Origin of the sequence: Pseudomonas syringae CC1557 (genome assembly GCF_000452705.1) — a bacterium.
GTDB classification, from domain to species: domain Bacteria; phylum Pseudomonadota; class Gammaproteobacteria; order Pseudomonadales; family Pseudomonadaceae; genus Aquipseudomonas; species Aquipseudomonas syringae_F.
The window spans coordinates 3,110,069-3,134,071 of sequence record NZ_CP007014.1; the positions used below are offsets into that span (position 1 = coordinate 3,110,069).

Sequence of the window (24,003 nt, forward strand, 5' to 3'; positions counted from 1 at the left end):
AAGGAACTCACATGCTCGTCGAAAGAATTGCACGCAACTTATTGTCTACAGGAGTAGACGTATGAACCGACAAGCGAATGCCAAAGATGAAGTGAAACCGCACATTTATCTGGAGCTCGGAAAGCTGGTATCCAGCGTCGGAGATGAAATGTTTCTGAGCAATATGCACCAATTGATCAACACATCGTTGGCCGTCAGCCGTGTCGAACTGAGCGAGTGGACCGTTGATGACAGTCAATCGGAGGTAAGCGATGTACAGCTGCTGGGGTATGCGGGCGCTGAGTTGAGTCCGCAGATGCAAACGCTGTGTCCGACCCAGGCAAGGCATCGCAACGATCATCCGCTGGTCAAGCGCGTGCTGGAAGCGGAGGACGATCTACTGATTCACCTGAACGCACGGATGAAAAACGAGAACGGCAATAACCATCTCGGCACCTCCCATCAGTGCAGCATGATCTCGCGCAAGGCTAATCGCTGCTGTGTGATATCACTGCACCGTCCGCAAGGCGACAAAGATTACTCGTTGCAAGAACTGTCTTTCTTGAAATACCTCTCGGAGGTCTTGTTGCCTCTGTCGGAGCGGCATGCCCGTGCCCATCGTAAATCCGGTATGAGAAACGCGGGAGACGTACTGTCGCAGGGCCTGGCTTCCATTGAGCACATGAATCTGCAACGCGAGTTCACCGAACGCTTGCGTGCCTGCGACGTCGCGCTCTCGGCACGGGAAAAGGAGGCCTGCCTGGCATTCCTCGCTGGCGCGACAGTTCCCGAGATCGCAGAAAAACTCTGCGTCAAGAACAGTTCTATCGAAACCTACCTCAAACGTTCCGCAGCCAAGCTGGGTATCAGCGGTCGACATGGGTTGGCCAAGTGGATGATAGGTTCAGAATGAGCAAGTCCGTTAGCGCCTGGCTGTTTGCTGCGCTGTCCTTGAGCGGCTGCTCGTTGGTTCCGGACTATCAGCGCCCGGCAGCCCCGGTTGCCGCACACTACCCGCAATCTCCCGCCTACGGGCCAGCAACCTCAGGCCCGCTGGCAGCAGACATGGGATGGCGCGACCTGTTCCGCGACGTGACGCTGCAACAGCTTATTGAAAGCGCCCTGCTCAACAATCGTGACTTGCGTGTGGCAGCCCTCAACGTCGAGGCGTATCAAGCGCAATACCGCATTCAGCGCGCCGATCTGTTTCCCGCGATCAGTGCCACGGGCAGCGGTACCCGACAGCGCCTGCCCGCGAGCATCACGCAGACCGGCAGTCCGGTCACCAGCGGCAGCTACTCGGCAACGCTGGGTATCAGTTCCTACGAACTGGATTTGTTCGGACGGATACGCAGCCTCGGCGATCAGGCCTCGCTCACCTATTTGTCCAGCGAAGAAGCCCGGCGCAGCACTCAGCTAAGCCTGGTGGCGAGTGTCGCCACCGCCTACCTTACCTGGCGCGCTGACCAGGAACTACTTGCCTTGAGTCAGGACACGCTGATGTCCTACGAAAAGAGCTTTAACCTGGCCAATCGCAGCCAGCAAGCCGGCGCGTCCTCCTCCCTGGACCTTGCCCAGTCGCGCACCTCGGTGGAGAGCGCACGGGCAAGTCTGGCGACGTTCCAGCGTCAGGTCGCACAGGATCTCAACAACCTGACCTTGCTGGTCGGCACGGCGGTCCCGGACAGCGCGCCGAATCGCCCGCTGTCCGAGGAATGGCTGGCCGAAGTACCGGCTGGCCTGCCCTCCGACCTGCTGCAACGACGCCCGGACATTCTCGAATCCGAATACCAGTTACAGTCGGCCAACGCCAGTATCGGTGCTGCGCGCGCGGCCTTCTTCCCGAGCATTACCCTGACGGCTAACGCTGGTACATCCAGCACCGAGCTGTCTGGCCTGTTTAAAGGTGGCTCGGGAGGCTGGGTGTTTTCACCGCAGATCAATATCCCGATTTTCAACGCCGGCAGTCTGCGGGCAAGCCTGGATTACTCGAAGATCCAGAAAGATATCAGCGTCTCAAAGTACGAAAAAACGATACAGACCGCCTTTCAGGAGGTGTCTGATGGTCTGGCTGCGCGCCAGACCTATAAGCGTCAGTTGAAAGCGCAGAGCGACCTTGTACAGGCCAACCAGGAGTATTACCGCCTTGCCGAACGCCGCTACCGCATTGGCGTCGACAGCAGCCTGATATTTCTCGACGCCCAACGCTCCTTGTTCAGCGCTCAACAAACCCTGATCACAGACCGACTGTCGCAGCTGACCGCCGAAGTCAATCTCTACAAGGCGCTGGGCGGCGGCTGGACGGAACGTACATCAAAACCCTTGTGAGGAACTGAAGATGGACATATTTGAACCTGGAGCACATGTACGCCTTCGTTCGGGCGGCAAGATCATGGTGGTCAAGCATGAACCAACAGTCACTCCTCTCCCGGATACTCTGCTTGTGATGTGCGAGTACCGGGCCAAGAATCGCCTGGTGCAGGGTTATTATTCGGCACGGGATCTGGTTCCTGCGCGCTCGGAGCCAACCTCCAATCCTGGCTAAGAACACTCCGGCGTAGCGGGTGAGTCGGATGATGAACCACTTTCGCGCGGGTATTCAGTTCAGGAATTTCAGCTATTGCGGATGCCGATGTTGGCACTCAATGGAACTGATCAAGCGTCTCGCTCTATATTCCACGGCATTTAGAGCCAGTGCCACTGCGGACTTGATCGTGTGATTGCATACGGACAGGTACGCCCTCGACAGTCAGCCCTGGGTCATTGAGGTCCAGGGGCTGTGCCTCGAATTTCTCATCACAACCGAGCACCAACACCTTATTCGGGAGTTTCAGATATTCCACCGATGAGGTCCGGGGCTTTCGCTGCCACGTCTGGATCGATGGGCAGTTTTGACGCCTGTGTCAGGTGCGGCTTTATTTCGTTGGCAGCCCATATGCGCTGGACGCTGGCCGGCGATATACCGACGAGTTTTGCCATGCTTCGGCAGCTCCAGCGAGCGCTACCAATACAGGGCTGAGTGACTTGCTCAAGGGTTTGTTTCAACGCTTCGGCTGGCAGAGATGGCTTGCGGCCCCGTCCAGGCATATCCACCAGACCTTGCAGACGCAGCGCTCGAAAACGCTTGCACCAGCGCGTGACTGAAACAACCGAGAGACCGGTCAACCTGGCAATCTCACCACGAGAACACCCTTGTGCAGCGAGTAAAATCACCTGCGCCCGACGGCCTTCGCGCTGACTGACCGTGGCTGATCCCAGCCGCCGGCTTAGTTCGGCTTCCTCATCTTCACTTAGCAAGATGTCCTTGTAGCTCATGTCACTACTCCAGCACCTTATTAACCACAGAAGCACAGCACACGTTAAAAAGTTATTTAAGAGACGGCCTATTGGCTGATCCGACCGCTGTGTGCATATCAGGTGAAAATAGTTGTTGCGGCTACGTTATACAAAGCAATCACCGCGAACAGCCCAATGACCAATGAAACAAATCGGTTGACGCGATTGCCCGACATTATCGAGGGCAGACTTCTGCCAAAAACAGCACCCAATACGACCCACACCATACCGACGGGAAGAACGATCGAGGAAAAGACGGTCATGAAGGAAAGATAGCTTTCCATGTGCAAAAAGGTTCCTGCGGGGGCTATGAGCGTCGCGAAAAACAGCCCTTTCGGATTGTTGAGTGTTGCCAAAAACAATGCGGAGATCGAAATAGGAGATGGCTTTCCGTCGGCGTCCTGATGAATCGAAAACCACAGCTTCAGAGAAATGTAGAACAGGAACATCGCAGCCAGAACTTTGGTCGTTACTACCACCCAGCCATAGTTTTCGATCAGCGCATCAATGGACACACCCCACGCGGTAATCTGAATGACATAAGCCGCCCATTCGGCAGCCACCAGCTTCAGCGAATACATGCCCAGACCGCGACTGATCCCGGATTGCAGCAGCAGCGAGTTGGTCGGCCCTGGCACCAGCAGCACGGTGAGCATCGCAATTGCAACGTAATACATGGCCATACCCATCACTCCGAAATAGATTTATTTTTCAACTCGCCTGGTTCCCAGACGTGAAAACTACTGGCACATGAGCAAACGCTCATGCCTTCAAGGAAGGCGCGAAACAGGCAACGACTTTCAATACGCTTCCGCTGTGATATCAAGAGATACACGCTCAATTAATTAGGCTCTTTACCTAAGTGGCTGTGCTCGCCTTCGCTCGCCGACTTTCCGTACAGAACCTGATCAGACGTGTGCGGCTTTTCAGTCATCGACTCAACTTTGAATGACACCTTACCCATGTGTATTTATTGGCATACACAGCATCGTTGTTATACCGCCGCGCTCTTTCTTCACCCCCCCATCTCACCAATGACAACCCTGTCACCGGCTTTCAGCCCGGAAAGCACTTCAACCCTCACCTGATTATTGACTCCCGGCCCCACGTACGCGGTCCTGAGCTCGTTGTCCTCGCCCAGCACACGTACGCTGTAAGTACCGTCCTCCCGTCGCTCACCCAATGCTGCAACAGGGATCGTCAATACGGCCTCCTTTGCTTCGAGCACAATGCTGACGTTAGCGGTCATGTTGATGTAGAACCGGTTTTCAAGGTTGGGGACATCGAAAAGAGCGTTATAGAAGACCGCTTGCTTGTTTTCGCCTGTTCCGCCGGACTGGCTTGCCACATCCAGAGGGCCAGGTTCGATCTTGCTGAGGGTCGCGTTATAGCGTGTGTCCGGATCGCCTGGGATAGTGAAGTAGACCGCAAGACCTGGTTTGATCTTGAGCACATCAGCTTCGGAAACTTTCGCCTTCACGGTCATTGTGTCGAGCTGCGCCATCTTCAGAATGACCGGTGCCTGTTGATCTGCGAGGATCGTCTGGCCTTCCTGGGTGACGATAGCGAGGATCTGACCATCCATTGGCGCGAGGATGCGTGTGTACTCGAGTTTGATGCGGGCGGCATCTTCCTTGATGCGGGCCGTGTGTAATTGTGCGGAGAGCGAAATCAGGTTTGCACGTTCGGTCTCCAATTCAAATCGGGTTTTATCCTGGTCCGCTTTGGACACTGCCGTCGTTGAACCCAGCGCTGTATATCGGCGGTCATTCGACCCGGCCAGTTTCAATTTATGAACCGTCGCGTCCCGCTCAGCAGTGAGCTGTTCAACTTTGACAACCGCCTGCCGCAACGCGTTTTTTGCGGGTAGCGGATCGATCTCGGCCAATAGCTGGTTTCTTTTCACCTTGTCACCTGGTGTGACTTTCAGTGATTGCAATTGCCCAGAAACCTGGGCACCTACGTCCACCTGATTACGGCCCTGCAGCACGCCTTGTGCGATTACGGCGTACTCAATGTCTGTGATTTCCGCTGCGGCTGATAAAAAAGCAGGCTCTTCTTGCGTGCTGGCGCCGCGGTATAAGACATAGCCAGCCAGCGAAACAGCCAGATCGATCAATACGATCCTGAGAAGGACTTTGCGGACATTCAACTTCTTGATAAAGCCGAAAATCCTCACTGTAATTCCCGCTCACTGTGCGTTCCGAATCGCGGATGGATCAACTGCTCAACACTGAAATAAAGGACGTACATGAAAATCTCCATTTCGCCATCACGACTGTCCTGTGAGTCCGGAACCCACCTTGCAGCCACGCAGCAATGGAAACATCAGGGCGGACAGGCGTCTGTCCCTGCATTCAGGGACATCGTCCCGGCGCTCCACGATTGCTTCATTCGCCAATTAAATCATCAGCATGAAACGCTGCTTTAACACGTCCGTCACCTCCCCCCAGCCATACTGTTAGCTGTTCGGGCACCGCGAAACACGCAGCAGACTCGCTGTGTCTGGAGCGCCAAAAGGAAACATACAGTGAGCACGATACAGCGAGCCCGTCAGGCAAAGGACGCCGAGAATTTTTCTTGGCGGGGAATACGAGTGCGGTGTCTCTCTATAAACTTTACCGCTTGGTTATTATAGTTACCTGATTTCTTTTAGGCACCACGAACTAAAAGGTATGTTTATTCTGAGACGTAATACTGGATCACCCTTGTGGGCGCTGGGAAGGACTAGCGGACATTGTCGAACCTGGATTAATGACCTGCAGCAAGACGCTTGTCCCCCCTTTCCCCTACAGACTGTGAATGGCCGCAGTGTGTAAATTCACAAGTGTACTAGTAGCATTGTCCTACAATCATACAGTAAGCTTGTTGCCAAGCATGGACAGGTCCGTCCTGTATGCGAAGTCGCTTTTGTTGGGCTGGAGACTAACGCCATGGGGGCAAATGTGTAATGGAAGCCAATCCAAGAATGACGGGGAATCAGTCAGCGTATTTTCTGGAATTGGGAACGTTGATCTCAAGCGTGGGCGATGCCGGATTCGCTTCGAATATGTATCAGATGATCGCGGCCAGCGTCCCGATCGATTTCCTGGACCTGAGTGAATGGACGATTGACGAAATTGCAGGAGCTGTTGTCAGCATCCATCCGCTGGGGCAAGAAAGCGCCGAGCAGAAGCCGGTAAATCTGACTGTTCCGCAGGACCAGGAGACGCTGCTCGCTCGAATGCTCAATGTAGAAGATTTTCTGCTCATCCATCTGAAGCCACCCATCAACGCTGGACCCGTCAGCTCTGGTCCAGCGGGGACTTATCATTGCAATCTTGTGTCGCGCAAGTCGAACAGGCGTTGTGTTATTTCCTTGCACCGCCGCCAGCAACGTGACTTTTCACTTCACGAATTATCGTTTTTGAAGAATTTTTCAGAGGCCCTTCTCCCCCTGGTGGAGCGCCACGCCCAGGCAACACGTACATTGTGCAATGCGCATGCTGACAACGAAGCCGTTACACAGGGCGGGCAGCAGCTTCAACGTGAATTCAACGAAAAGCTGAGTCATTCGGAGGCCCGGTTGTCGTTGCGTGAAAAGGAAACGTGCCTTGGCATACTGGCTGGCGCGACCGTTCCGGAGCTGGCCGACAAACTTCACGTCAAAAACAGCTCCATCGAGACCTATCTGAAGCGCGCCGGAGCGAAGCTTGGCGTGAGGGGGCGACACGGCTTGGTCAAGTGGTTGACAGGCGTAACTCAAATAGCTTGAGCGTTGCTGCACAACCCTGATAGGATCCAAAGATAGTGGCAATATGGTGGCACCCTGCTAAACCAACTGAGGCGTCTGTTTAGCGCCCAAGAGAACTAAACACTCATCCTTACGAACGCCAGCAGGAGATAAATAACAAACTTATCTATACGAAGGATTTTATTAAGCGCCTCCGCCCCGTGTTCGCTAATGCACCCAGTGAGTCCTCATCACTTGCTATCGGACCTCATAATATAGTACGGCGCGGTTGGTCAAAGCGCTCGTGCGCTTCTGCATGCCGGACAGCATATCCAGTGAGAGCATGCTGAATGACACCACGCTGTGTTATGGAAAACCACATTGTGAGCTTTGTCTCTTTTCTTTATGAATTTAATTGTAATTGCGGCGTGAATCATGAACTATATGGGTAGTTCTTGGTCACAGCACACAGCAGAACTCTTTAAGTTTCTTGTGACTGATATGACTGCCTTAATATAAAAAGCGATGCTGTATGGCCAGCGACCTGCCTGGGTTCGCTGTCAACATGGATATCTATAGGAGTGGACCTTCATGCCTATGCCATTGGGTTTTTTTAAATATTTACTGCTGGCTATACGGTGGCGTGTTGTGGGCCGTTTATTGCCAGGTGCTTCCTTAACTATTCAGAGTGATTCGCATTTACCCACTTCGCCGGCAGGCACATAAGATTCAATAAACATTGATGACAATGTCACGGTCAGGAAGTGTATGGCTTATGGTTAACGTTCTTGCTTTTCGTAACCGCATTGACTTTTTATTATTGCATGCTCTTCGGCGCTCTTATTGCCTAACTTTTAACCGCTTGATCAGTAGCTTTAATTTTGTATGACAGTCTACATATAACCTGTTTGACCTTGAAATTCGAAGAAGATAATACATTTACTCATTCATCTGCCACATCAAGGATGCGCCTTCGCGCGTCTATTTGATAACCGGAAAAAGGAACCACGATGAACATGCAACAGCTGTTCCCGCATCTCGGTAAAGTGATCTCTGGTATTGGAAGCCGCCATTTCGCCCGCTTGCTCCACGAGATGATCACAGCCTCGCTGCCCGTGGATGCTACACATGTAATTCAGGGACTCGCTCGATCCACGGGTGAAATAACCGACGCGCCTCCCGTTGGCGCCTTTGGTGGAAATTTGCACCAGGTGCTCAACCAGAGTATCGATAGCAGACGTCTGGAGCCTGTTCTATTAAGTCCGACAGAGCTGGCAAATACACGCGTCGATAGATCCATCAGATTTGAATCACCCGCCTACAACGCGCAAGAGAAGCCAGGTGATCTGCCCTCTCATGCTTCTCTCCCTCAGGTACACCTTGCGTACCCCGGCAAGGGGCAATATGTACTGTCGGTTTATCGGTCCCCCTCTGCCAAGGCCTTCACCAGTCAGGAGCGAGCCCGGCTCAGGGACTTATCCTGGGTCGTGTTGCCCATCGTGAAGCAACACATTGCAACCGTAACCCCTACCCTTGTTTCGAAAATTCCTTCGCCTGCCGCGAAAAGCCTGAAAAAAATTGATGCTATGGAAGGTCTGCGCCAGCGTTTCCTTGGCCGCCTTGAGGCGTCGGGACTGAGTCTGTCTTCGCGCGAAACTGAAGTCTGCGTGGGGCTGCTGGCCGGTCTCACAGTGCCTCAACTGGCGGAAAGGCTTGATTTGAAGGTCAGCACGGTAGAAAGCTACTTCAAGCGCGCAGCGGTGAAAATGGGCATCGGTGGTCGTAGTGCATTGCTTCGATGGCTGCATGCGGCACACAGGGTGCAGCACTCCGTCGCTGTCGAGATATTTCAGCAGGCTGTCTGAGAAGAGGCCGGCGTTATTGGTGCGTCACTTTCAAAGACTTCTCTTTATGCAGCGGTACGGCTTGTCGACGGTTTATACCCCTGTCTCGATTCGTTACCGCTGCTCCCTCCGCAAATAGCTGCCTGATTTTGATTCGTCCGGGTTTGCTGAAGACGCGCCTCGCTGGCGCACCGTGCCCGCATTGATGCAACAAAATCCGCCTCGTTCGTAAAATTGGTTCACCCCTCTGCGAACCAATCCTCTTTTCATACCCTGGACCAAACGGTCGAACCTTTGAACATTGGCCCACCCACCTTGGCGTTTAGCAGTCGCCGACCTCGTTGCAACTGATAGTTAACCGAACCAATTTCCATTGGCATCGCTCTTGCACTAGCCCTTTTGCCTCGAATCTCTGCCTATAGCTAGTTCAAGGCATTTTTTTCCGGTCTGGCGCGAGTACCACGATGCAAAGGTTCGAACCTGACACCCTCATCGACAACTCTTCGAAACTGGCACTGGACGCCTTACGGCAGATGGTCGCCCAGCACGCTGCATTCCCCCAGCGAGCACTGCCTACTGAACGGGATCTGGCAGCCGATTTCGGGGTTAGCCGACGCGCAGTTCGTCGAGCCCTGTCGGTGCTGGAAGCCGAAGGGCAGATCTGGCGGCGGCAAGGCAAAGGCACCTTTGTCGGACCCACCCCGCCCAGCGCTGCCATGAGTTTCGCCCGGCTTTCCAGCCGGACCAACTTCAGTGAGGTCATGGAGGCGCGTCTGCATCTGGAGCCGGCATTGGCATCTTTGGCCGCCGTCCGAGCCAACGGTGAGCAGATGGCGATTCTGCGCCGCCTTGCCGAGCGCACCACTCACCAGCAGGTCGCCGAGCAGACCGATGCCGAAGGCATTGAGCTATGGGACAGCGCTCTCCATCGGGCCATTGCCGAGGCAGCGGGCAACCGTCTGATGCTGGACATCTTCGAAATGCTTGATGCGATCCGTCTGGACCCGACCTGGCGAGATCTGCGTCAACGGGCACGCAACACCGACCGCCTCGACACGTATAGCCACGATCACGATGACATCGTCAGCGCTATCGAAACGCGCGATCCGATCAAGGCCGCAACGGCCATGCGCGGCCATTTGCGGGCGCTGCAACAGGCGCTGGACAACGTCATCAATCAAGATCTGGAGGCCAGCTCATGAAAGCCACCGCCCACCTTATCGAAGCCAGCGACAGCACCGTGCTCAGCGTCAGCGACCTGACCGTACGCTTTGCCGGTGCCCCTGCCAACGTCGTCGACGGCGTATCGTTTACCGTTAAACGGGGCAAGACCCTGGCCATCGTTGGCGAGTCCGGTTGTGGCAAAAGCGTGACGTCAATGGGACTGATGGGCCTGTTGCCCGCGACTGCCGAGGTTGGCGCGAGCGCCTCGTTGCTGATCGATGAAGCCTTGCTGGGCATGTCCGAAGAGCGTCTGCTGGACGTGCGCGGCAACCGCATGGCGATGATATTTCAGGAACCCATGACCTCGCTGAACCCGGTCTTCACCATTGGTGAGCAGATCGCGGAAAGTGTGATCCGTCATCAAGGTCTCTCAAACAAGGACGCTCGCCAGCGGGCCCTGGAAATGCTCGAAAAGGTTCGCGTGCCGGACGCTCGCCAGCGACTGGACGCCTACCCGCATGAACTCTCCGGAGGCATGCGTCAACGGGCCATGATTGCCATGGCGCTGGCCAATGACCCGGCGCTGATCATCGCGGACGAACCGACGACTGCGCTGGACGTAACCATTCAAGCGCAAATCCTCTCGTTGATCGCCAACCTGCAGACCGAGACCGGCACAGCGATGATTCTGATCACCCACGATTTGGGCGTCGTTGCCGAAGTCGCCGACGACGTGATGGTGATGTACGCCGGGCGCGTGGTGGAAAGCGCCCCGGTGAAGACCCTGTTCGATAATCCGCAGCATCCGTACACCATCGGCCTGATGGGCTCGATGCCCTCTATCGGTCCTCGTGAAGGCCGCCTGGCAACCATTAACGGCCGAGTGCCTACGCCTGCAGAAATGCCTGGCGGTTGCCGTTTCGCAGGGCGCTGCCCGTTCGTGATCCAGCAATGCAGAGACGAACGCCCGCCGCTGCTTGAGTTGTCCCCCGGACACTTCGCCGCGTGCATCCGTGCACCTTTGGAACAGCATGTGGGAGTCAGTGCGTGAACCTTTCCAAACCAGACATCACCGTGCGCGTCAGCCCCGACAGCAACGCGCAAAAACCCATTCTGGAAGGCATCGGCCTGAGCAAGCACTTCGCCGTGGAAAGTAGTCTTTTGCAGCCGAAGAAGCCGCCGGTACAGGCCGTCAATGAGATCAACCTGTCAGTCCGCAAGGGTGAGACGCTGGCACTGGTAGGCGAGTCCGGCTCGGGTAAATCAACCCTCGGCCGCTTGCTGCTCAACCTGCTGCAACCGACTGCGGGTGACGTGATTTACGAGGGCCGCAACCTGGCCAACCTGACGCCGGAAAAGCTGCGTCAGGTACGTCGTGATTTGCAGATCATCTTTCAGGACCCGTTCGCTTCGCTTAATCCACGTATGACCGTGGAATCCATCGTTGGCGAACCCATCTGGCTGCACAGCAAAGCCAGCCGCAGCGACCGGCAGGCCAGGGTCGCCGAGTTGCTGCGTACGGTAGGGCTTGCTCCGGAGCACGGTGGTCGGCATCCGCATGAATTCTCCGGCGGTCAGCGCCAGCGTATCGGTATCGCGCGTGCTCTGGCTTCCGAGCCACGCTTGATCCTCGGTGACGAGCCGGTCTCGGCGCTGGACGTTTCGGTACAGGCGCAAGTGGTCAATCTGCTTGAAGACCTTAAGCATCAGTTCGGCCTGACGCTGGTGATTGTCGCCCATGGACTGGCCGTGATCCGCCACATGAGCGACCGCGTGGCGGTGATGTATCTGGGTGAAATCGTTGAACTGGCGCCGGTCAACGCGCTGTTCGAAGCCCCTTTGCATCCTTATACCCAGGCGTTGATGGCTGCGGTGCCGGTCAGCCACCCGGACCTGCGCCAGCCGCGTCCGCTACTCGGCGGCGACATGCCCAGCCCTAGCCGGCCACCTTCCGGTTGCCGTTTTCATACCCGTTGCCCGCATGCCCGTGCGCTGTGCAAAGAAGCTGCGCCGCTCATGGAAACCGTTGAGGCCGAACGCCATGTGGCTTGCCACTTCTGGCGTGAAATCGCCAACGCGGGCAGCGGCACATTGATCCTTCCGACACCCAGCGCCGCTTACACACAGCGCCTGAATCTGTTCAAGCACCATCAATCCCTCGCAGCGGAGAGCCAGCCATGAAAATTGCACGCGTCATGACAGCAACCTTGTTATTGCTGGCCACCCACGCCGCCTTTGCCGAATCGACGTTGCGCGTCGGCATTCAGGACGATCCCGATGTGCTTGATCCGCATCGTTCGCGCACCTACTCCGGCCGCCTGGTGTACACCGCGCTATGTGACAAGTTGGTAGACGTCAACCCGGACCTGACTTACGCGCCACAACTGGCCACAGCCTGGAACTGGAGCGAGGACGGCAAAACCCTGACCATGACCTTGCGCGAAGGCGTGACGTACCACGACGGCGAACCGTTTGATGCCGCCTCGGTGAAGTTCAACCTCGATCGCGCCCGCACCCTGCCCGACTCCCTGCGCAAAAGCGAGCTGGCCTCAGTGGACAGCGTGGAAGTGATCGACGCAAAAACCGTCGCTATCAAACTCAAACAGGCCGATGCCACACTGGTTTCACAACTCTCGGACCGCGCCGGGATGATGCTCGCGCCGAAAGCTGCGCAAGGCGAGTTCGCCTCCAACCCTGCCTGCTCAGGCCCTTACAAATTCGTGCAGCGCGTGCAGCAGGATCGCATCGTGCTGGAGCGTTTTGACAACTACTGGAACAAACAGGCTTATCACTTCGACAAAGTCGTGTTCCTGCCGATTCCGGATACCTCAGTGCGCTTGGCCAACCTGCGCTCCGGCGACCTGGACATCATCGAGCGTGTTGCGCCAACCGACGTGAAAACCGTCAAGGGCGACAGCAAGCTGATGATCTATAACACGCCGGGACTGGGCTACATGCAGCTGATGTTCAACATCGGCAACGGTGAAAAAGCCAATTCCCCGATCGGCAAAGACAAACGCGTGCGCAAGGCATTTGAGCTGTCCATCGACCGCGATGCCATTAACCAGGTGGTGTTCGAAGGCCTCTACGCCCCAAGCGCCCAGCCATTCCCTAAAAACAGCCCGTATTACGACAAGGACCTGCCGATCCCGCCTCGCGATGTCGAGAAAAGCAAGGCGCTGCTGGCACAGGCCGGTGTGAAACTGCCGTTGGCGGTGGACCTGAAAGTGGCCAACAACCCCATTGCACAGCAGGTCGGGCAGATTATTCAGGCCATGGCTGAAGAAGCCGGCTTCAAGGTCAACCTGATTGCCACTGAATACGCCACGATGCTCAGCGAACAGGCAAGCGGGAATTTCCAGATAGGCATGAGCGCCTGGTCGGGCCGTCCTGATCCGGATGGCGATATCCATCAGTTCGTGACCTGCAAAGGCGGCCAGAACGACGGCAAGTACTGCAATGCAAGACTCGACGAGCTGCTGAACAAGGCGCGTACCGTCAACGACGTTGCACAACGTCAGGCACTGTACAACGAAGCGCTGCGCTTGTTGGCCGATGAGGTACCGACCACCTACCTGTATTTCGACCCGCGAATCATTGCCATGCGTAACAACGTGACCGGTTTTGTACCGAACCCGGACGGCCTGATTCGTCTGGCCAATGTCGCATTCAAGCCATGATTGACGGACGCACCTGCGAGGTTCCGGCATGCTGATGTTCATCCTGCGACGCCTGCTCAGCTCGATACCGACACTGATTCTGGTTTCGCTGTTCGTCTTCACCCTGCAGAAGTTGCTGCCGGGTGACCCGGTGCTGGCCATGGCCGGGGAAGAACGCGATCCGGCGGTCATGGAATACCTGCGCGATAAATATCGGCTCGATGACCCGCTCCCGGTGCAATACCTGAACTGGGTCGGCAACGTGCTGACCGGCGACTTCGGTACTTCGTTGCGCACCGAGCAACCGGTGACCACATTACTGGCGTCCAAGTTGCCGGTGACCATTGAGCTGGCGGTACTGGCCTTGCTGATCGCGCTACTAATCGGTATTCCCACCGGCATCATCTCGGCGGTGCGCAAAGGCACCGTCGTGGATTACGGGGCCAACGTAGTCGCGCTGTCGGGGATTTCCATTCCGCATTTCTGGCTGGGCATCCTGCTGATCATGATATTCGCGGTGAAACTGAAATGGCTGCCCGCCTCCGGTTTTGTGCCCATGGGTGAGGACTTCGGTCAAAACCTGAAGACCTTGATCCTGCCAGCGTTCGTCCTGGGTGCCGGGTTGTCGGGGATTCTCATGCGCCACACACGCAGCGCCATGCTCGAAGTGTTACGCACCGATTACGTCCGTACTGCCCGGGCCAAAGGGTTGTTCCCGCGCACGGTGATTCTCAAGCATGCGCTGCGCAATGCGTTGATGCCCATCGTGACGCTGACGACCTTGCTGTTCGGTGAGTTGCTGGGCGGCGCAGTGCTGACCGAGCAGGTGTTCAGTATTCCTGGCTTCGGCAAGATGATCGTCGACGCCGTTTTCAACCGTGATTACGCCGTGGTGCAAGGCGTGGTGCTGTGTGTCGCGATTGGCTTTCTGCTGTTGAACCTGCTTGCCGACGTGCTTTACCGCCTGATCAATCCGCGTCTGAGGACTGCATGATGACCGCTATTGCCAGCCTCCCGCACAGCGCGACCCTGCCCCGCAGCCGCTCACCGTTCCTGAACAAATTCCTCGCCAACAAAGGCGCGGTGATTGGTGCGGCGGTGTTGCTGCTATTTGTTCTGGCGGCCGTTCTGGCGCCGTGGATCGCGCCCCATGACCCGCTCAAAGCCAACTTCCTCGCCGTGCGTAAAGCGCCCTCGTTGATCTACTGGCTGGGCACCGACGAATTGGGCCGCGATCTGTTTTCGCGTCTGCTGTATGGCGCTCGCAGTTCGCTGCTGGCCGGTGCTGTCTCGGTGGCTATAGCCATGTTTATCGGCGTGCCGCTGGGCCTGTTGGCCGGGTACTTTGGTGGCAAGCTGGACATGATCATTTCGCAGGTCATGGAAGCATTGCTGTCCTGTCCGTTTCTGGTTCTGGCCATTGCACTGGGCGCCTTTCTCGGCCCAAGCCTGACCAACGCGATGATCGCTATCGGCCTGTCAGCGATGCCGATCTTTGCCCGATTGACCCGCGGCCAAGTGCTGTCGATCAAGCACGAGGATTACCTGGAGGGTGCTCGCGCCATTGGTCTTCCGGATCGCTGGATCATCCTGCGTTACGTGCTGCCCAATGTGATGTCGCCGCTGGTGGTGCAGGCGACGCTGACCATCGCGTCGGCGATTCTGGCTGAGGCCAGCCTGTCGTTCCTCGGCCTGGGCCAGCAACCGCCGTCGCCGTCCTGGGGCTCGATGCTCAATACGGCGAAGAATTTCATGGAGCAGGCGCCGTGGATGTCGATTGCGCCCGGTGTGGCGATCTACATCACGGTCCTGTGTTTCAACCTGTTGGGTGACGGCCTGCGCGATGCGCTGGACCCCAAGGGCTAACCCGTTCGTTTTCTGCCAAAGAGAAACGCTTATGTTCGATGATCTGGATTACAGCCAACCTTATGCTTCGGCACGCTCGCCGGTGATGGGCAACAACATGGTCGCCTGCTCCCAGCCATTGGCCGCTCAGGCCGGGCTGGACATGCTGCGCCGTGGCGGTAATGCGGTCGACGCCGCCATCGCTGCGGCCATGGTGCTGACCGTGGTCGAGCCCACCGGTTGCGGGATTGGCAGCGACGCTTTCGCCATCGTCTGGGACGGCAGCAAACTGCAAGGTCTGAATGCCTCCGGCCGCGCGCCGCAAGCCTGGACGCCCGATTACTTCGCGGGACAGAGCCAGATGCCGCAACGTGGCTGGCCTGCGGTCAGCGTACCGGGTGCGGTGTCGGCCTGGGTCGAATTGTCCGAGCGTTACGGCAAACTGCCCTTCGCTACCTTGGCCGAGCCCGCGATTGGCTACGCCCGCGATGGTTATCAGGTAACGCCGATCATCGCCGAACTGTGGAAACGCGGCTCGCATCTGCTCAAGGATCAACCCGGTTTCGCCGAGTGCTTCATGCCGGATGGCAAGGCGCCGTTGGCCGGGGAGAAAATCCAGCTCAAGGACCATGCCCGCACGCTGGAGCTGATTGCACAGACCAAAGGCGAAGCGTTCTATCGTGGCGAACTGGCGCAAACAATCATCGCCCACGCCAATGCCAATGGCAGCGTGATGAGCCTCGACGATCTCGCGACGCATACCGTGGACTGGATCGAAACACTGTCAGTGCCGTACGCCGGTGCCGTGGTTCACGAACTGCCGCCTAACGGTCAGGGTATTGCCACACTCGCGGGCCTGACCATGCTCGAAGCACTGGGTGTCGGTGAACACCCGGTAGACAGCCTTGAGACCGTACACCCGGTGCTGGAAGCGATGAAACTGGCGCTGGCCGACCTCGACGAACACGTCGCCGACAGCGAGCATATGCGTGTGCCTTCCGATGATTTGCTGGACAAGGCCTACTTGATGGAGCGCGCCGGACTGGTCACTGATCAGGCCGCCAATCCGGGGCACGGCTCGCCAAAGCCGGGTGGCACGGTGTACCTGTCGGCCGCTGATGAAAACGGCATGATGATCTCCTTCATCCAGTCCAACTACATGGGCTTCGGCTCGGGTGTTGTGGTACCTGGTACCGGCATCAGCATGCAGAACCGCGGCGCAGGCTTCTCTCTCGACCCACAGCACGTCAACTACGTGGCACCGCGCAAGCGCCCGTTCCACACCATCATCCCCGGCTTTGTGATGAATGCCGACGGTACACCGTTGATGTCATTCGGTTTGATGGGCGGCCCGATGCAGGCGCAGGGTCATTTGCAGATGATGATGCGCATCCTGCGCTACAGGCAGAACCCGCAAGCCGCTGCCGATGCGCCGCGCTGGAGGATCGAATCGGGCCTGAAAGTCGCGGTGGAGCGCGCGTTTGACCCTGAAGTGGTCAAAGCACTGCGCGCCAAAGGCCATGATATTGATGTCGAAGAACCGAGCGGCGTGTTTGCCTTTGGCGGTGCGCAGATTATCCAGCGCACGGCGCATGGCTATGTGGGCGGGACTGATCCGAGGAAGGATGGGGTGGTCGCGGCTTATTGAGCGCGACGTCTAACCCTTGTCAGACGGAGACCGATCGTGTGCAGCACGGTCGGTTCCCGAAACAGCACAGCTGTCGCCCCGACAGCGAGCACTGCCGTCAGGATGAGGCAACCACGCCAAATGCGGACGCCAGCGGCAAAAAAGACGATAGCCGATATTAAGCAACGGCCTGGTCAACCGCCATGACAACGGCGCAGCCCAGACACCCAGGCCCGCTGCTCGCCAGCTCCAGAGCGTCGCGTCGAGGCCCGTGACCCAAGCTCCATCGGCAAACCTGGCGTGCAATGAGGACTCCATTTGCGCAAGCGTGAATCCGAGCGATTTGGCGTCAAAGGCTTCATCACTGATGTCGACGAAAAGAAGGCGCTCGGCTGCAGCGCGCGCGCGCAGGATCTTCACTTCTCGAGCGCAGAGTGGACACTCTCCGTCAAAATAAAGCGTCAGTGGCCACTGGGTTTTCTTGTACACGGATAAATACCTTGTATAGGTTTTTTACACGATATTCTCAAAAAAACCAGCTGGCAATGGGCGGTGCTGCTTAGCCATGGCCATGGACCGGTTGTGATGCCCCAACAAGGAACGCTCAGACTCGAATTGAAGCCGGAATTCGCAAAAACTGGAGATATTCGCGGCGGCTTGCTGACTAATCGGAAAGCCACCCCTAAAACAGCCCGGCTAACCGCTGGTAGCAGGAGCAAAGCAGCTGTGGTTCAGACCACCACTCCTCTCCAGCCCCATGCCACTTCAACCCAGGACAACACATGACCTTCTACATCTTCCTGCTAGCCTGCGCCGCCGCCGGAGCAACCGGCATCATCTTCAAGCCTGGGGCGTGGTATGAGTCGCTTCAAAAGCCTGGTTTCACTCCCCCAAACTGGGCGTTTCCAGTGGCATGGACGACGATCTATCTGCTGCTCGCCTGGGCAGGCTATCGCTTGACGCTGCTGCCTGGCAGCGAGACCGTGCTGGCCTTGTGGGCCGCTCAAATTGCATTGAATACCTTGTGGACGCCGGTATTCTTTGGCGCGAACCGGATCGTTACTTCGATGATCATTCTTGCTGTGCTGTGGATCGTTGTAGCGGTGATGGTAGTGATGGCATTGCAGATAGATGTTGTGACAGGGCTCATTTTATTCCCTTATCTGGTGTGGCTCTCAGTGGCCGCTGCGCTGAACTTTTCCATTCTGCGTCACAACAAATGACGCATGAGCGTGATCAGTAGCCCGGAAACTGACTGGTTGGCGAGCTCTAGTGCTGAACTCGCCTGCTTGTTTGTTAATTCATGAAGCCCAAAGCTTTACATCGCATAACGTCGGCAGTGCTCCAGATAGCCCTGTTCATGACTCCCTACCAACTGAACAACACTCGACCATAACCAGGACGGCGCATCCAGCGTCTGGGACCGATTGGTTTGTAGATCCCGGATCCACGCGGTGCGTGTTGCCAGATCCATCTGTCTGGCGTGGGCGATGCCAACCACTTTCGCGAGATAAGCGGCGGCCTGCATGGCCTCCGGCTGGGTGAGTTCATCAAGTTCCAGCTTCATGTCTTGAGGAAGCAATTCGCGTATGAAGAACGAGTGATCCAGCATCCTTACCGCAACCATTCTGCTGCCCAGGCCAGGCGAAAGATGCCTGGCGCCCTCCACGACTCGTTTGCCATTGTCTCGGGGCATGCGCGCCCTGGCGGTTCGTGGAGCTGCGGCCGCTACCGCTTCCTTGATATCCAGCAGACAGAACTCTTGATCATCGTCGTCACCGACGCTCATCAATACCGCATAGCGAAGTAGCCCCAAAGAGCTGCAGCCCTTTACCCAATACGCAGAATCGAGTAACTGCACGTGATCATCCGGCGATCGGCCCTTGAGCGACGTCACCAAGGCATGGATATCCGGCGTGGAGCAAAGCGTTTTGATCGCCTCGCGTTCCGCGCGAGACAACGCCCAGAAATGTTTACCCTGCGGGATCGTCGGGCGCATGTCCTCAAAGCGCTCCTCGGCAAGGTGCTTCCATGTCCGTTGTACGGCGCTGCGCATTCCGGCTTTCACCTGTGCCGGGCGATCAGGCTCTTCATCGCCGGTGTTCATGAACGCCTGCTCGTAGCCTTGCATCATCTCTTCCAGCATTCGTGCAGTGGTGACTCCGGGCAAATCGGAGCCACGAGCAGCCGTCGCCAATGATAAGCCAAGCCTTACCAGGTCATGGGCAGGGTTACCAATCACGGATTGATCGAGATCGCGGATGTGTATGTCGATACGGCCTTTCAAATCCCCGGTGGGCCCCAGATTGCCGGCATGGCAATCCCCGCAAATCCACACGGGCGGGCCGCTTGGCAGGCGTCTTCCTGACTGACTGTGCAGCCACTCATAAAATTGCGCAGTATTGCCTCGAACAAATGCATGCGCAGAGCGCGCCATCTTCAGATTGCGCAGGTTGATCAGGGTTTGAAGCCGTGCGTTGGGACGGGGCGTTTTCATCGAAAAACCTTGAAGAGAGTTATTCCATTGACTCGCGATGCCGCTGGAATGTTTCAAGATATTTCTAATTTGTTGGACGACCTGACCTTGCCGACGCTTGTAAGGCTATCGAGGGCCGAAGCTGGCGCTGCTCGCGGGCTCCTCGATAACGCTCCGTGACTACAGCCCGACCAGTCCAGGCAGACCGCCGATATCCGGAACCTGATGGTAGCCGAAGGAGGCATGCGCTGGCTGCTCATGGCCTCGGGCGATGAACGCCTTGTGCTTGATCTTCATGTCGTGGGCTGACATCAGGTCATAGCGGAAGCTTGATGAAACATGCAACACATCCTCCGGCCCGCAGTCGAGGTTGTCGAGCATAAACTCGAACGCGGCCAGGCGTGGTTTATAGGCGTGGGCCTGTTGCGCGGTAAATACCTTATGAAACGGTGCACCGAGCTTGTCGACGTTGGACATGATTTGCTCGTCCATGGCATTGGAGAAAATCACTAGTGGAATCTTGCCGGCGATTTTTGCAAGGCCCGCCGGAACATCCGGATGCGGCCCCCAGGTCGGCACGGCGTCGTAGTAAAGCTGGCCTTCGTCGCGGTATTCGATCTTCCAACGCTGGCAGGTGCGCGCCAGGGCGGTCTTGAGTATCTCGTCATAAGGTCGCCAATCGCCCATCACCTGATCCAGGCGGTAGGCGGCATAGTCCTTGACGAACTGATCCATGCGCTCAACCGGGATGCGGTCGGCGAACAATTCGCGGGTCATGGCTGCGGTCTTGAAATTAGTCAATGTGCCGTAGCAGTCGAAGGTTATGTATTTAGGCCGAAGAAAGCTCATGAATGCAGTCCTTGATGAGGGTTGATGTCATAGCAGCAAGCAGCTGTCTTACAATGCGACAAACGCGTTTTCCAAGGCGTCCAGCAGCCGCCCCGCTTCCTTTTCAGTCCATATCAATGGCGGGCGAATTTTCAGGATGCTCGCGTCTGGTCCCGTGGCGGAAATAAGCACGCGTTGTTCACGCAGGTTGTTAACCACGCGCAGGGCGGTTTTCATGTCCGGTGCTTTCGAACCACGGTCTGTGACCAGTTCAACGCCGAAGTACATGCCCGTGCCGCGTACATCACCGATTTGTTCAAAGCGCAGGGCCAGGTCTTTGAGGCCAGCAAGGATCAACCCTCCCACACGGTTGGCGTTGTGCATGAGTTGCTCGTCGCGAATGATGTCGAACGTTGCCTGGGCAGCGGCAATGGCAACGCTGTTGCCGCCGAAGGTATTGAAATAGCGCATGTCGCGACCAAAACCCGCGACGATTTCGGGGCGCACCATCAAGCCGGCCACGGGATAGCCATTGCCCATTGGTTTGCCCATGGTGATGATGTCCGGCACGACACCGTGACGCTGGTGCCCCCAGAAATGCGTGCCGCTGCGACCAAATCCGGACTGAACCTCATCGGCGATGAACAAGCCACCTGCTTTGCGCACCACCTCGGCAATCGGCCCGAACACGTCAACCGGATCACAGAACACGCCATCTGACGAAAACAGGCAGTCGGCAATAAAAGCCGCCACTCCGCCGCCATGGCGCTGAATATCCTCGATCTGCGCGCTGACCTGGTCTGCCATATACCGTCCCAGGGCTTCACGCGGGATGCGATAGGAGTCCGGTGCGGGCACCCGCCGAACAAATGGATCGAGTTTGGCGTTGGCACCCAGCGAGGGTGAAAACGCTGCCACTGTTGTAGAGTTTCCGTGGTACGCCTCGGCTGTAACGATGACGCCCGTGTTGCCGGTGTGATGACGTGCGATGCGGAACGCCAGATCGTTGGCTTCCGAACCGCTACAAGTGAACATCAAATGCCCGTCAGCGGCCATCTCACCGCCCGCGGTTGCACGCAGTTGCTCGGCATAATCAAGAATCCCGTCCTGCATGTACCGGGTATGGCTGCACAGCGTACTCGACTGCTCAGTAATTGCGGCAACGACACGAGGATGGCAGTGACCTACCGAAACGACATTGTTGTAGGCGTCCAGATACTCGTTGCCGTCCTTGTCATACAAGTAAGCACCCTTCGCTCGGACCACGCCAACCGGCTCGTTGTAAAACAGACGATAGGCAGGGCCCAGCAGATTGATGCGGCGCTGAATGTGCTCACGCGACGCCGCGTCCAGACGTTCAATATTTTCCGGATTGAACCCGTTGGGCATATCGCCACGGATAGCCTCGATGTTTGAGTTGTTCATTTAAAACCCCATTAACAAGCACGCATTAATCGGTGAAGGACATCAGAAGTTCTGACATTTGCGAGGGTGTCCGGTTAAGCATCCAGTCCAGCTGGCTCCATCCTGGAGCGGCATTTCTCAAGATATAAGCGCTGTTTTGCGGGAACAGCTGCGATCGCCAAGTGGTTATCAACGCCCGGGCGGTCAAGCGCGCCATCGCGAGATGCGGGATAAGCGATAGCTCTTCTGAGGTCAGGTCGGCAACGCTCAGATATCCCCTCAGGAGATCTTTTGCCGGGGCGAAAATATCAACATCGCCACCGACTCCGGCCGTGCCCAGCTGGTTCATCATTGCCGTGGCTACATCAATAGCAATGGCCGTCTTGACTGTATCGCCGAAATCAATGATGCCGCTGACCGACTGCGGCTGGTGCGGATCAATAACGATATTCGATGTATTGAAGTCGTTATGCAGCACTTGCTGGCGGCAACCGGCAATCAGACCTTCAACCTCGGAAAATCGCTCAAGTGCACTCTCTAACTGATGGCGGCGCAGCGGCTCGGCGACAAAGCTAATCAATGGCTTCAGCGTGCTGAGATGTTGAACATCCCAGCACACCTCGCGCGACTCTGCCGGGTGCGAAAAATCGGCAGTGGCCAGCCTGAGACAGGCAAGCAATTGACCTATATGCTCGCGCCCTTGCACATTGACCGTCGTTTTATCCAGAGGCGTACCTGACAGGTAGCTCATAAGCCGCACCTGCCTTGAATCGCCATTGCGCGTTGTGATTCGCGTCAGGTATTCACCTTGCAGGGATGGATAAACTCTGGGGATCGGAAGATTTGGCGCCGTGCGCTCGATATGGCGCATCACCTCAACCTGCAGCGAGAGCTCCAGCGGGACTTCCTGAGGATTGGCGATTTTAAGAACGTAAGACTTGCCGCCTGGGGCATCGCACCTGAACGTGTCGTCCTTTTCCGTCGCGAACCGGGTCAGTGTCCCACTTACCCCAAAATGCACTCGCAGGATCTGGGCGCCTTCCTCCAAAGAAACCGGAGTGAACGTTGCCGCCAAATCTCCTTGCAATGCTGCAAGGTCCTCACGGAGTCGGTCTTTAAGAATCACTCGCATTGTAGAACTCCAAGCCCTGGACAAGCCATGCACTGCACGTCTTTGGTGTCGAGATATTGTGCTACAATTTTTAATATTAAAAGAGGATTCTTAGATATTTTTTGGAAAAAAGCTCGTTTTCCTGACGGCAAAAACAATCAAGCTATTGTTTTATAACAACAAAAAATAAAAGAATATTTTTTACTGATTTTGATTATTGTTGGACAAATTTAGCGGGCCACAGGTGGCACGCTGGCATGCGCGCGCAGAAACGTATTAGAATCAGCCCCTGGTCAAGCGACAACCCTGGTCCTGTAGAAAAAATGATTTTCCCCGACACGAACATTGAAACGCACTCGGCCAAGCTTTCGGCGGTCGAGGTGCTGGCGGCAAAGCTCAAGGGCCGAATCCTGAACGGGGACTTCGAGCCCGGTGAATTCTTGCGCGACGTGCGAATGGCGGAAGAGTACGAGGTGGCGCGCAACACGTTTCGCAGCGCTGCTCAATTGCTGGTGTCATTCGGCCTGTTGCTGAAGGTACCCAATCGGGGTTTTTGCATACCCGAGTTCGGGCCGAACGACATCGTGGATATCGCCAGGTTGCGAGGGGTTCTGGAAACCGAGGCGGTGCGCATGATTATTCTCAATGGCGTCATTCCGCCTGAAGCATTGAGCGCAGTGGAAGTGCTGCGTAACGCACCCGCCAATGCACCGCGCTCGGAAATCGTCACTGCTGATGGCGACTTTCACCGGGCAATTATCCGCGCTAGCGGCAGCCCGCGATTGCAGCGCAGCTATGCCATGCTCGAAAGCGAAATTGAACTGCTGCTGGTGTTGCAGCAGCCCTGCTATGAAGACCCGCGAGAGATCGTCTCCGACCATGAGCGCTTGATAGAGTGCCTGCGCAGCAGGGATTTCGAGACGGCTCGCGTCGCGTTTGCCGAGCACTGGGAAGATCTGAGCACCAAGCTGCTGCGAGCGCAGTTTGAGCGACGTCGATCCTGATACGCGTCTTGAAT

Annotated in this window: 20 protein-coding genes and 1 pseudogene; 13 read left to right on the forward strand and 8 right to left on the reverse strand. The window is 56.6% G+C overall.

The annotated features are described in order from the left end of the window. Nucleotides 1-61 precede the first annotated feature (61 nt). Nucleotides 62-892, forward strand: a complete 831-nt coding sequence (locus N018_RS13810) for a helix-turn-helix transcriptional regulator (RefSeq protein WP_025389982.1) — start codon at nucleotides 62-64, stop codon at nucleotides 890-892. Next, nucleotides 889-2,307: an AdeC/AdeK/OprM family multidrug efflux complex outer membrane factor gene (adeC, locus tag N018_RS13815; RefSeq protein ID WP_025389983.1), complete on the forward strand. Its 1,419-nt coding sequence runs from the start codon at nucleotides 889-891 to the stop codon at nucleotides 2,305-2,307. The genes N018_RS13810 and adeC overlap by 4 nt, the downstream gene beginning before the upstream one ends. A 292-nt stretch (nucleotides 2,308-2,599) precedes the next feature. On the opposite strand, the pseudogene N018_RS13825 reads toward adeC, so the two are convergent. The 3 genes and pseudogenes from N018_RS13825 to N018_RS13835 all read right to left on the reverse strand — a co-directional run. Beyond that, nucleotides 2,600-3,294, reverse strand: a pseudogene (locus N018_RS13825) (helix-turn-helix domain-containing protein); the annotation flags it as partial. 98 nt (nucleotides 3,295-3,392) lie between these two features. Then, nucleotides 3,393-3,998, reverse strand: coding sequence for a LysE family translocator (locus N018_RS13830; protein ID WP_024643759.1), 606 nt, complete (start codon nucleotides 3,996-3,998; stop codon nucleotides 3,393-3,395). Nucleotides 3,999-4,330: 332 nt separating this feature from the next. Further along, nucleotides 4,331-5,494, reverse strand: a complete 1,164-nt coding sequence (locus N018_RS13835; RefSeq protein ID WP_024643760.1) for an efflux RND transporter periplasmic adaptor subunit — start codon at nucleotides 5,492-5,494, stop codon at nucleotides 4,331-4,333. A 771-nt stretch (nucleotides 5,495-6,265) separates the two neighbouring features. Here N018_RS13835 and N018_RS13840 point away from each other — a divergent pair. The 9 genes from N018_RS13840 to N018_RS13880 all read left to right on the forward strand — a co-directional run bounded on the left by N018_RS13840 (nucleotide 6,266) and on the right by N018_RS13880 (nucleotide 17,187). Beyond that, entirely contained in the window at nucleotides 6,266-7,069 is an 804-nt protein-coding gene (locus tag N018_RS13840) for a helix-turn-helix transcriptional regulator (RefSeq protein ID WP_080265601.1), read from the forward strand. A gap of 968 nt (nucleotides 7,070-8,037) precedes the next feature. Beyond that, nucleotides 8,038-8,892 (forward strand): helix-turn-helix domain-containing protein, encoded by an 855-nt coding sequence (locus N018_RS13845; RefSeq protein WP_025389984.1) that lies wholly within the window; start codon nucleotides 8,038-8,040, stop codon nucleotides 8,890-8,892. Between the two features lie 443 nt (nucleotides 8,893-9,335). Further along, nucleotides 9,336-10,073 (forward strand): FadR/GntR family transcriptional regulator, encoded by a 738-nt coding sequence (locus N018_RS13850; protein ID WP_024643763.1) that lies wholly within the window; start codon nucleotides 9,336-9,338, stop codon nucleotides 10,071-10,073. Beyond that, nucleotides 10,070-11,086: an ABC transporter ATP-binding protein gene (locus N018_RS13855; RefSeq protein ID WP_025389985.1), complete on the forward strand. Its 1,017-nt coding sequence runs from the start codon at nucleotides 10,070-10,072 to the stop codon at nucleotides 11,084-11,086. Before N018_RS13850 ends, N018_RS13855 begins: the two co-directional genes overlap by 4 nt. Then, nucleotides 11,083-12,216, forward strand: a complete 1,134-nt coding sequence (locus N018_RS13860) for an ABC transporter ATP-binding protein (RefSeq protein ID WP_024643765.1) — start codon at nucleotides 11,083-11,085, stop codon at nucleotides 12,214-12,216. The genes N018_RS13855 and N018_RS13860 overlap by 4 nt, the downstream gene beginning before the upstream one ends. Further along, nucleotides 12,213-13,715, forward strand: a complete 1,503-nt coding sequence (locus N018_RS13865) for an ABC transporter substrate-binding protein (RefSeq protein WP_024643766.1) — start codon at nucleotides 12,213-12,215, stop codon at nucleotides 13,713-13,715. The genes N018_RS13860 and N018_RS13865 overlap by 4 nt, the downstream gene beginning before the upstream one ends. A 28-nt stretch (nucleotides 13,716-13,743) precedes the next feature. Continuing rightward, nucleotides 13,744-14,688, forward strand: a complete 945-nt coding sequence (locus tag N018_RS13870; RefSeq protein WP_024643767.1) for an ABC transporter permease — start codon at nucleotides 13,744-13,746, stop codon at nucleotides 14,686-14,688. After that, on the forward strand, nucleotides 14,688-15,560 hold the full coding sequence (locus N018_RS13875; RefSeq protein WP_024643768.1) for an ABC transporter permease: 873 nt from the start codon (nucleotides 14,688-14,690) through the stop codon (nucleotides 15,558-15,560). Before N018_RS13870 ends, N018_RS13875 begins: the two co-directional genes overlap by 1 nt. A gap of 31 nt (nucleotides 15,561-15,591) precedes the next feature. Continuing rightward, on the forward strand, nucleotides 15,592-17,187 hold the full coding sequence (locus N018_RS13880; protein WP_024643769.1) for a gamma-glutamyltransferase family protein: 1,596 nt from the start codon (nucleotides 15,592-15,594) through the stop codon (nucleotides 17,185-17,187). A gap of 9 nt (nucleotides 17,188-17,196) precedes the next feature. Here N018_RS13880 and N018_RS26555 read toward each other — a convergent pair whose 3' ends face one another. Next, nucleotides 17,197-17,655: a thiol-disulfide oxidoreductase DCC family protein gene (locus N018_RS26555; protein WP_080265603.1), complete on the reverse strand. Its 459-nt coding sequence runs from the start codon at nucleotides 17,653-17,655 to the stop codon at nucleotides 17,197-17,199. A gap of 293 nt (nucleotides 17,656-17,948) precedes the next feature. On the opposite strand from N018_RS26555, the gene tspO reads away from it, so the two are divergent. Beyond that, nucleotides 17,949-18,389 (forward strand): tryptophan-rich sensory protein TspO, encoded by a 441-nt coding sequence (gene tspO, locus N018_RS13885; RefSeq protein WP_024643770.1) that lies wholly within the window; start codon nucleotides 17,949-17,951, stop codon nucleotides 18,387-18,389. Between the two features lie 95 nt (nucleotides 18,390-18,484). Here the strand turns inward: tspO and N018_RS13890 are convergent, their stop codons facing one another. The 4 genes from N018_RS13890 to N018_RS13905 form a co-directional block, all read right to left on the reverse strand. Continuing rightward, the gene (locus tag N018_RS13890) at nucleotides 18,485-19,663 is read right to left on the reverse strand and encodes a DUF2252 domain-containing protein (protein WP_024643771.1); all 1,179 of its coding nucleotides are present in this window, start codon (nucleotides 19,661-19,663) and stop codon (nucleotides 18,485-18,487) included. A 159-nt stretch (nucleotides 19,664-19,822) separates the two neighbouring features. Beyond that, complete coding sequence (locus N018_RS13895; RefSeq protein WP_024643772.1) at nucleotides 19,823-20,491, reverse strand: haloacid dehalogenase type II; 669 nt, start codon at nucleotides 20,489-20,491, stop codon at nucleotides 19,823-19,825. Nucleotides 20,492-20,539: 48 nt separating this feature from the next. Beyond that, nucleotides 20,540-21,895 carry an aspartate aminotransferase family protein gene (locus tag N018_RS13900; protein ID WP_024643773.1) on the reverse strand — a complete coding sequence of 452 codons (1,356 nt, stop codon included), beginning with the start codon at nucleotides 21,893-21,895 and terminating at the stop codon, nucleotides 20,540-20,542. Between the two features lie 25 nt (nucleotides 21,896-21,920). Then, nucleotides 21,921-23,006 (reverse strand): phosphotransferase, encoded by a 1,086-nt coding sequence (locus tag N018_RS13905; protein ID WP_025389986.1) that lies wholly within the window; start codon nucleotides 23,004-23,006, stop codon nucleotides 21,921-21,923. 302 nt (nucleotides 23,007-23,308) lie between these two features. Here N018_RS13905 and N018_RS13910 point away from each other — a divergent pair, with 302 nt between their 5' ends. Beyond that, on the forward strand, nucleotides 23,309-23,989 hold the full coding sequence (locus N018_RS13910) for a GntR family transcriptional regulator (protein ID WP_024643775.1): 681 nt from the start codon (nucleotides 23,309-23,311) through the stop codon (nucleotides 23,987-23,989). The last annotated feature ends 14 nt before the right edge of the window (nucleotides 23,990-24,003 follow it).

What these genes read in the sequence shown, in the direction of transcription:
- N018_RS13890 (WP_024643771.1), bottom strand. Translation starts at nt 19,663, where the DNA reads ATGAAAACGCCCCGTCCCAACGCACGGCTTCAAACCCTGATCAACCTG.
- N018_RS13845 (WP_025389984.1), top strand. Translation starts at nt 8,038, where the DNA reads ATGAACATGCAACAGCTGTTCCCGCATCTCGGTAAAGTGATCTCTGGT.
- N018_RS13810 (WP_025389982.1), top strand. Translation starts at nt 62, where the DNA reads ATGAACCGACAAGCGAATGCCAAAGATGAAGTGAAACCGCACATTTAT.
- adeC (WP_025389983.1), top strand. Translation starts at nt 889, where the DNA reads ATGAGCAAGTCCGTTAGCGCCTGGCTGTTTGCTGCGCTGTCCTTGAGC.
- N018_RS13905 (WP_025389986.1), bottom strand. Translation starts at nt 23,006, where the DNA reads ATGCGAGTGATTCTTAAAGACCGACTCCGTGAGGACCTTGCAGCATTG.
- N018_RS13840 (WP_080265601.1), top strand. Translation starts at nt 6,266, where the DNA reads ATGGAAGCCAATCCAAGAATGACGGGGAATCAGTCAGCGTATTTTCTG.
- N018_RS13895 (WP_024643772.1), bottom strand. Translation starts at nt 20,491, where the DNA reads ATGAGCTTTCTTCGGCCTAAATACATAACCTTCGACTGCTACGGCACA.
- N018_RS13850 (WP_024643763.1), top strand. Translation starts at nt 9,336, where the DNA reads ATGCAAAGGTTCGAACCTGACACCCTCATCGACAACTCTTCGAAACTG.
- N018_RS13910 (WP_024643775.1), top strand. Translation starts at nt 23,309, where the DNA reads ATGATTTTCCCCGACACGAACATTGAAACGCACTCGGCCAAGCTTTCG.
- N018_RS13865 (WP_024643766.1), top strand. Translation starts at nt 12,213, where the DNA reads ATGAAAATTGCACGCGTCATGACAGCAACCTTGTTATTGCTGGCCACC.
- tspO (WP_024643770.1), top strand. Translation starts at nt 17,949, where the DNA reads ATGACCTTCTACATCTTCCTGCTAGCCTGCGCCGCCGCCGGAGCAACC.
- N018_RS13870 (WP_024643767.1), top strand. Translation starts at nt 13,744, where the DNA reads ATGCTGATGTTCATCCTGCGACGCCTGCTCAGCTCGATACCGACACTG.
- N018_RS13900 (WP_024643773.1), bottom strand. Translation starts at nt 21,895, where the DNA reads ATGAACAACTCAAACATCGAGGCTATCCGTGGCGATATGCCCAACGGG.
- N018_RS13875 (WP_024643768.1), top strand. Translation starts at nt 14,688, where the DNA reads ATGACCGCTATTGCCAGCCTCCCGCACAGCGCGACCCTGCCCCGCAGC.
- N018_RS13830 (WP_024643759.1), bottom strand. Translation starts at nt 3,998, where the DNA reads ATGGCCATGTATTACGTTGCAATTGCGATGCTCACCGTGCTGCTGGTG.
- N018_RS13855 (WP_025389985.1), top strand. Translation starts at nt 10,070, where the DNA reads ATGAAAGCCACCGCCCACCTTATCGAAGCCAGCGACAGCACCGTGCTC.
- N018_RS13880 (WP_024643769.1), top strand. Translation starts at nt 15,592, where the DNA reads ATGTTCGATGATCTGGATTACAGCCAACCTTATGCTTCGGCACGCTCG.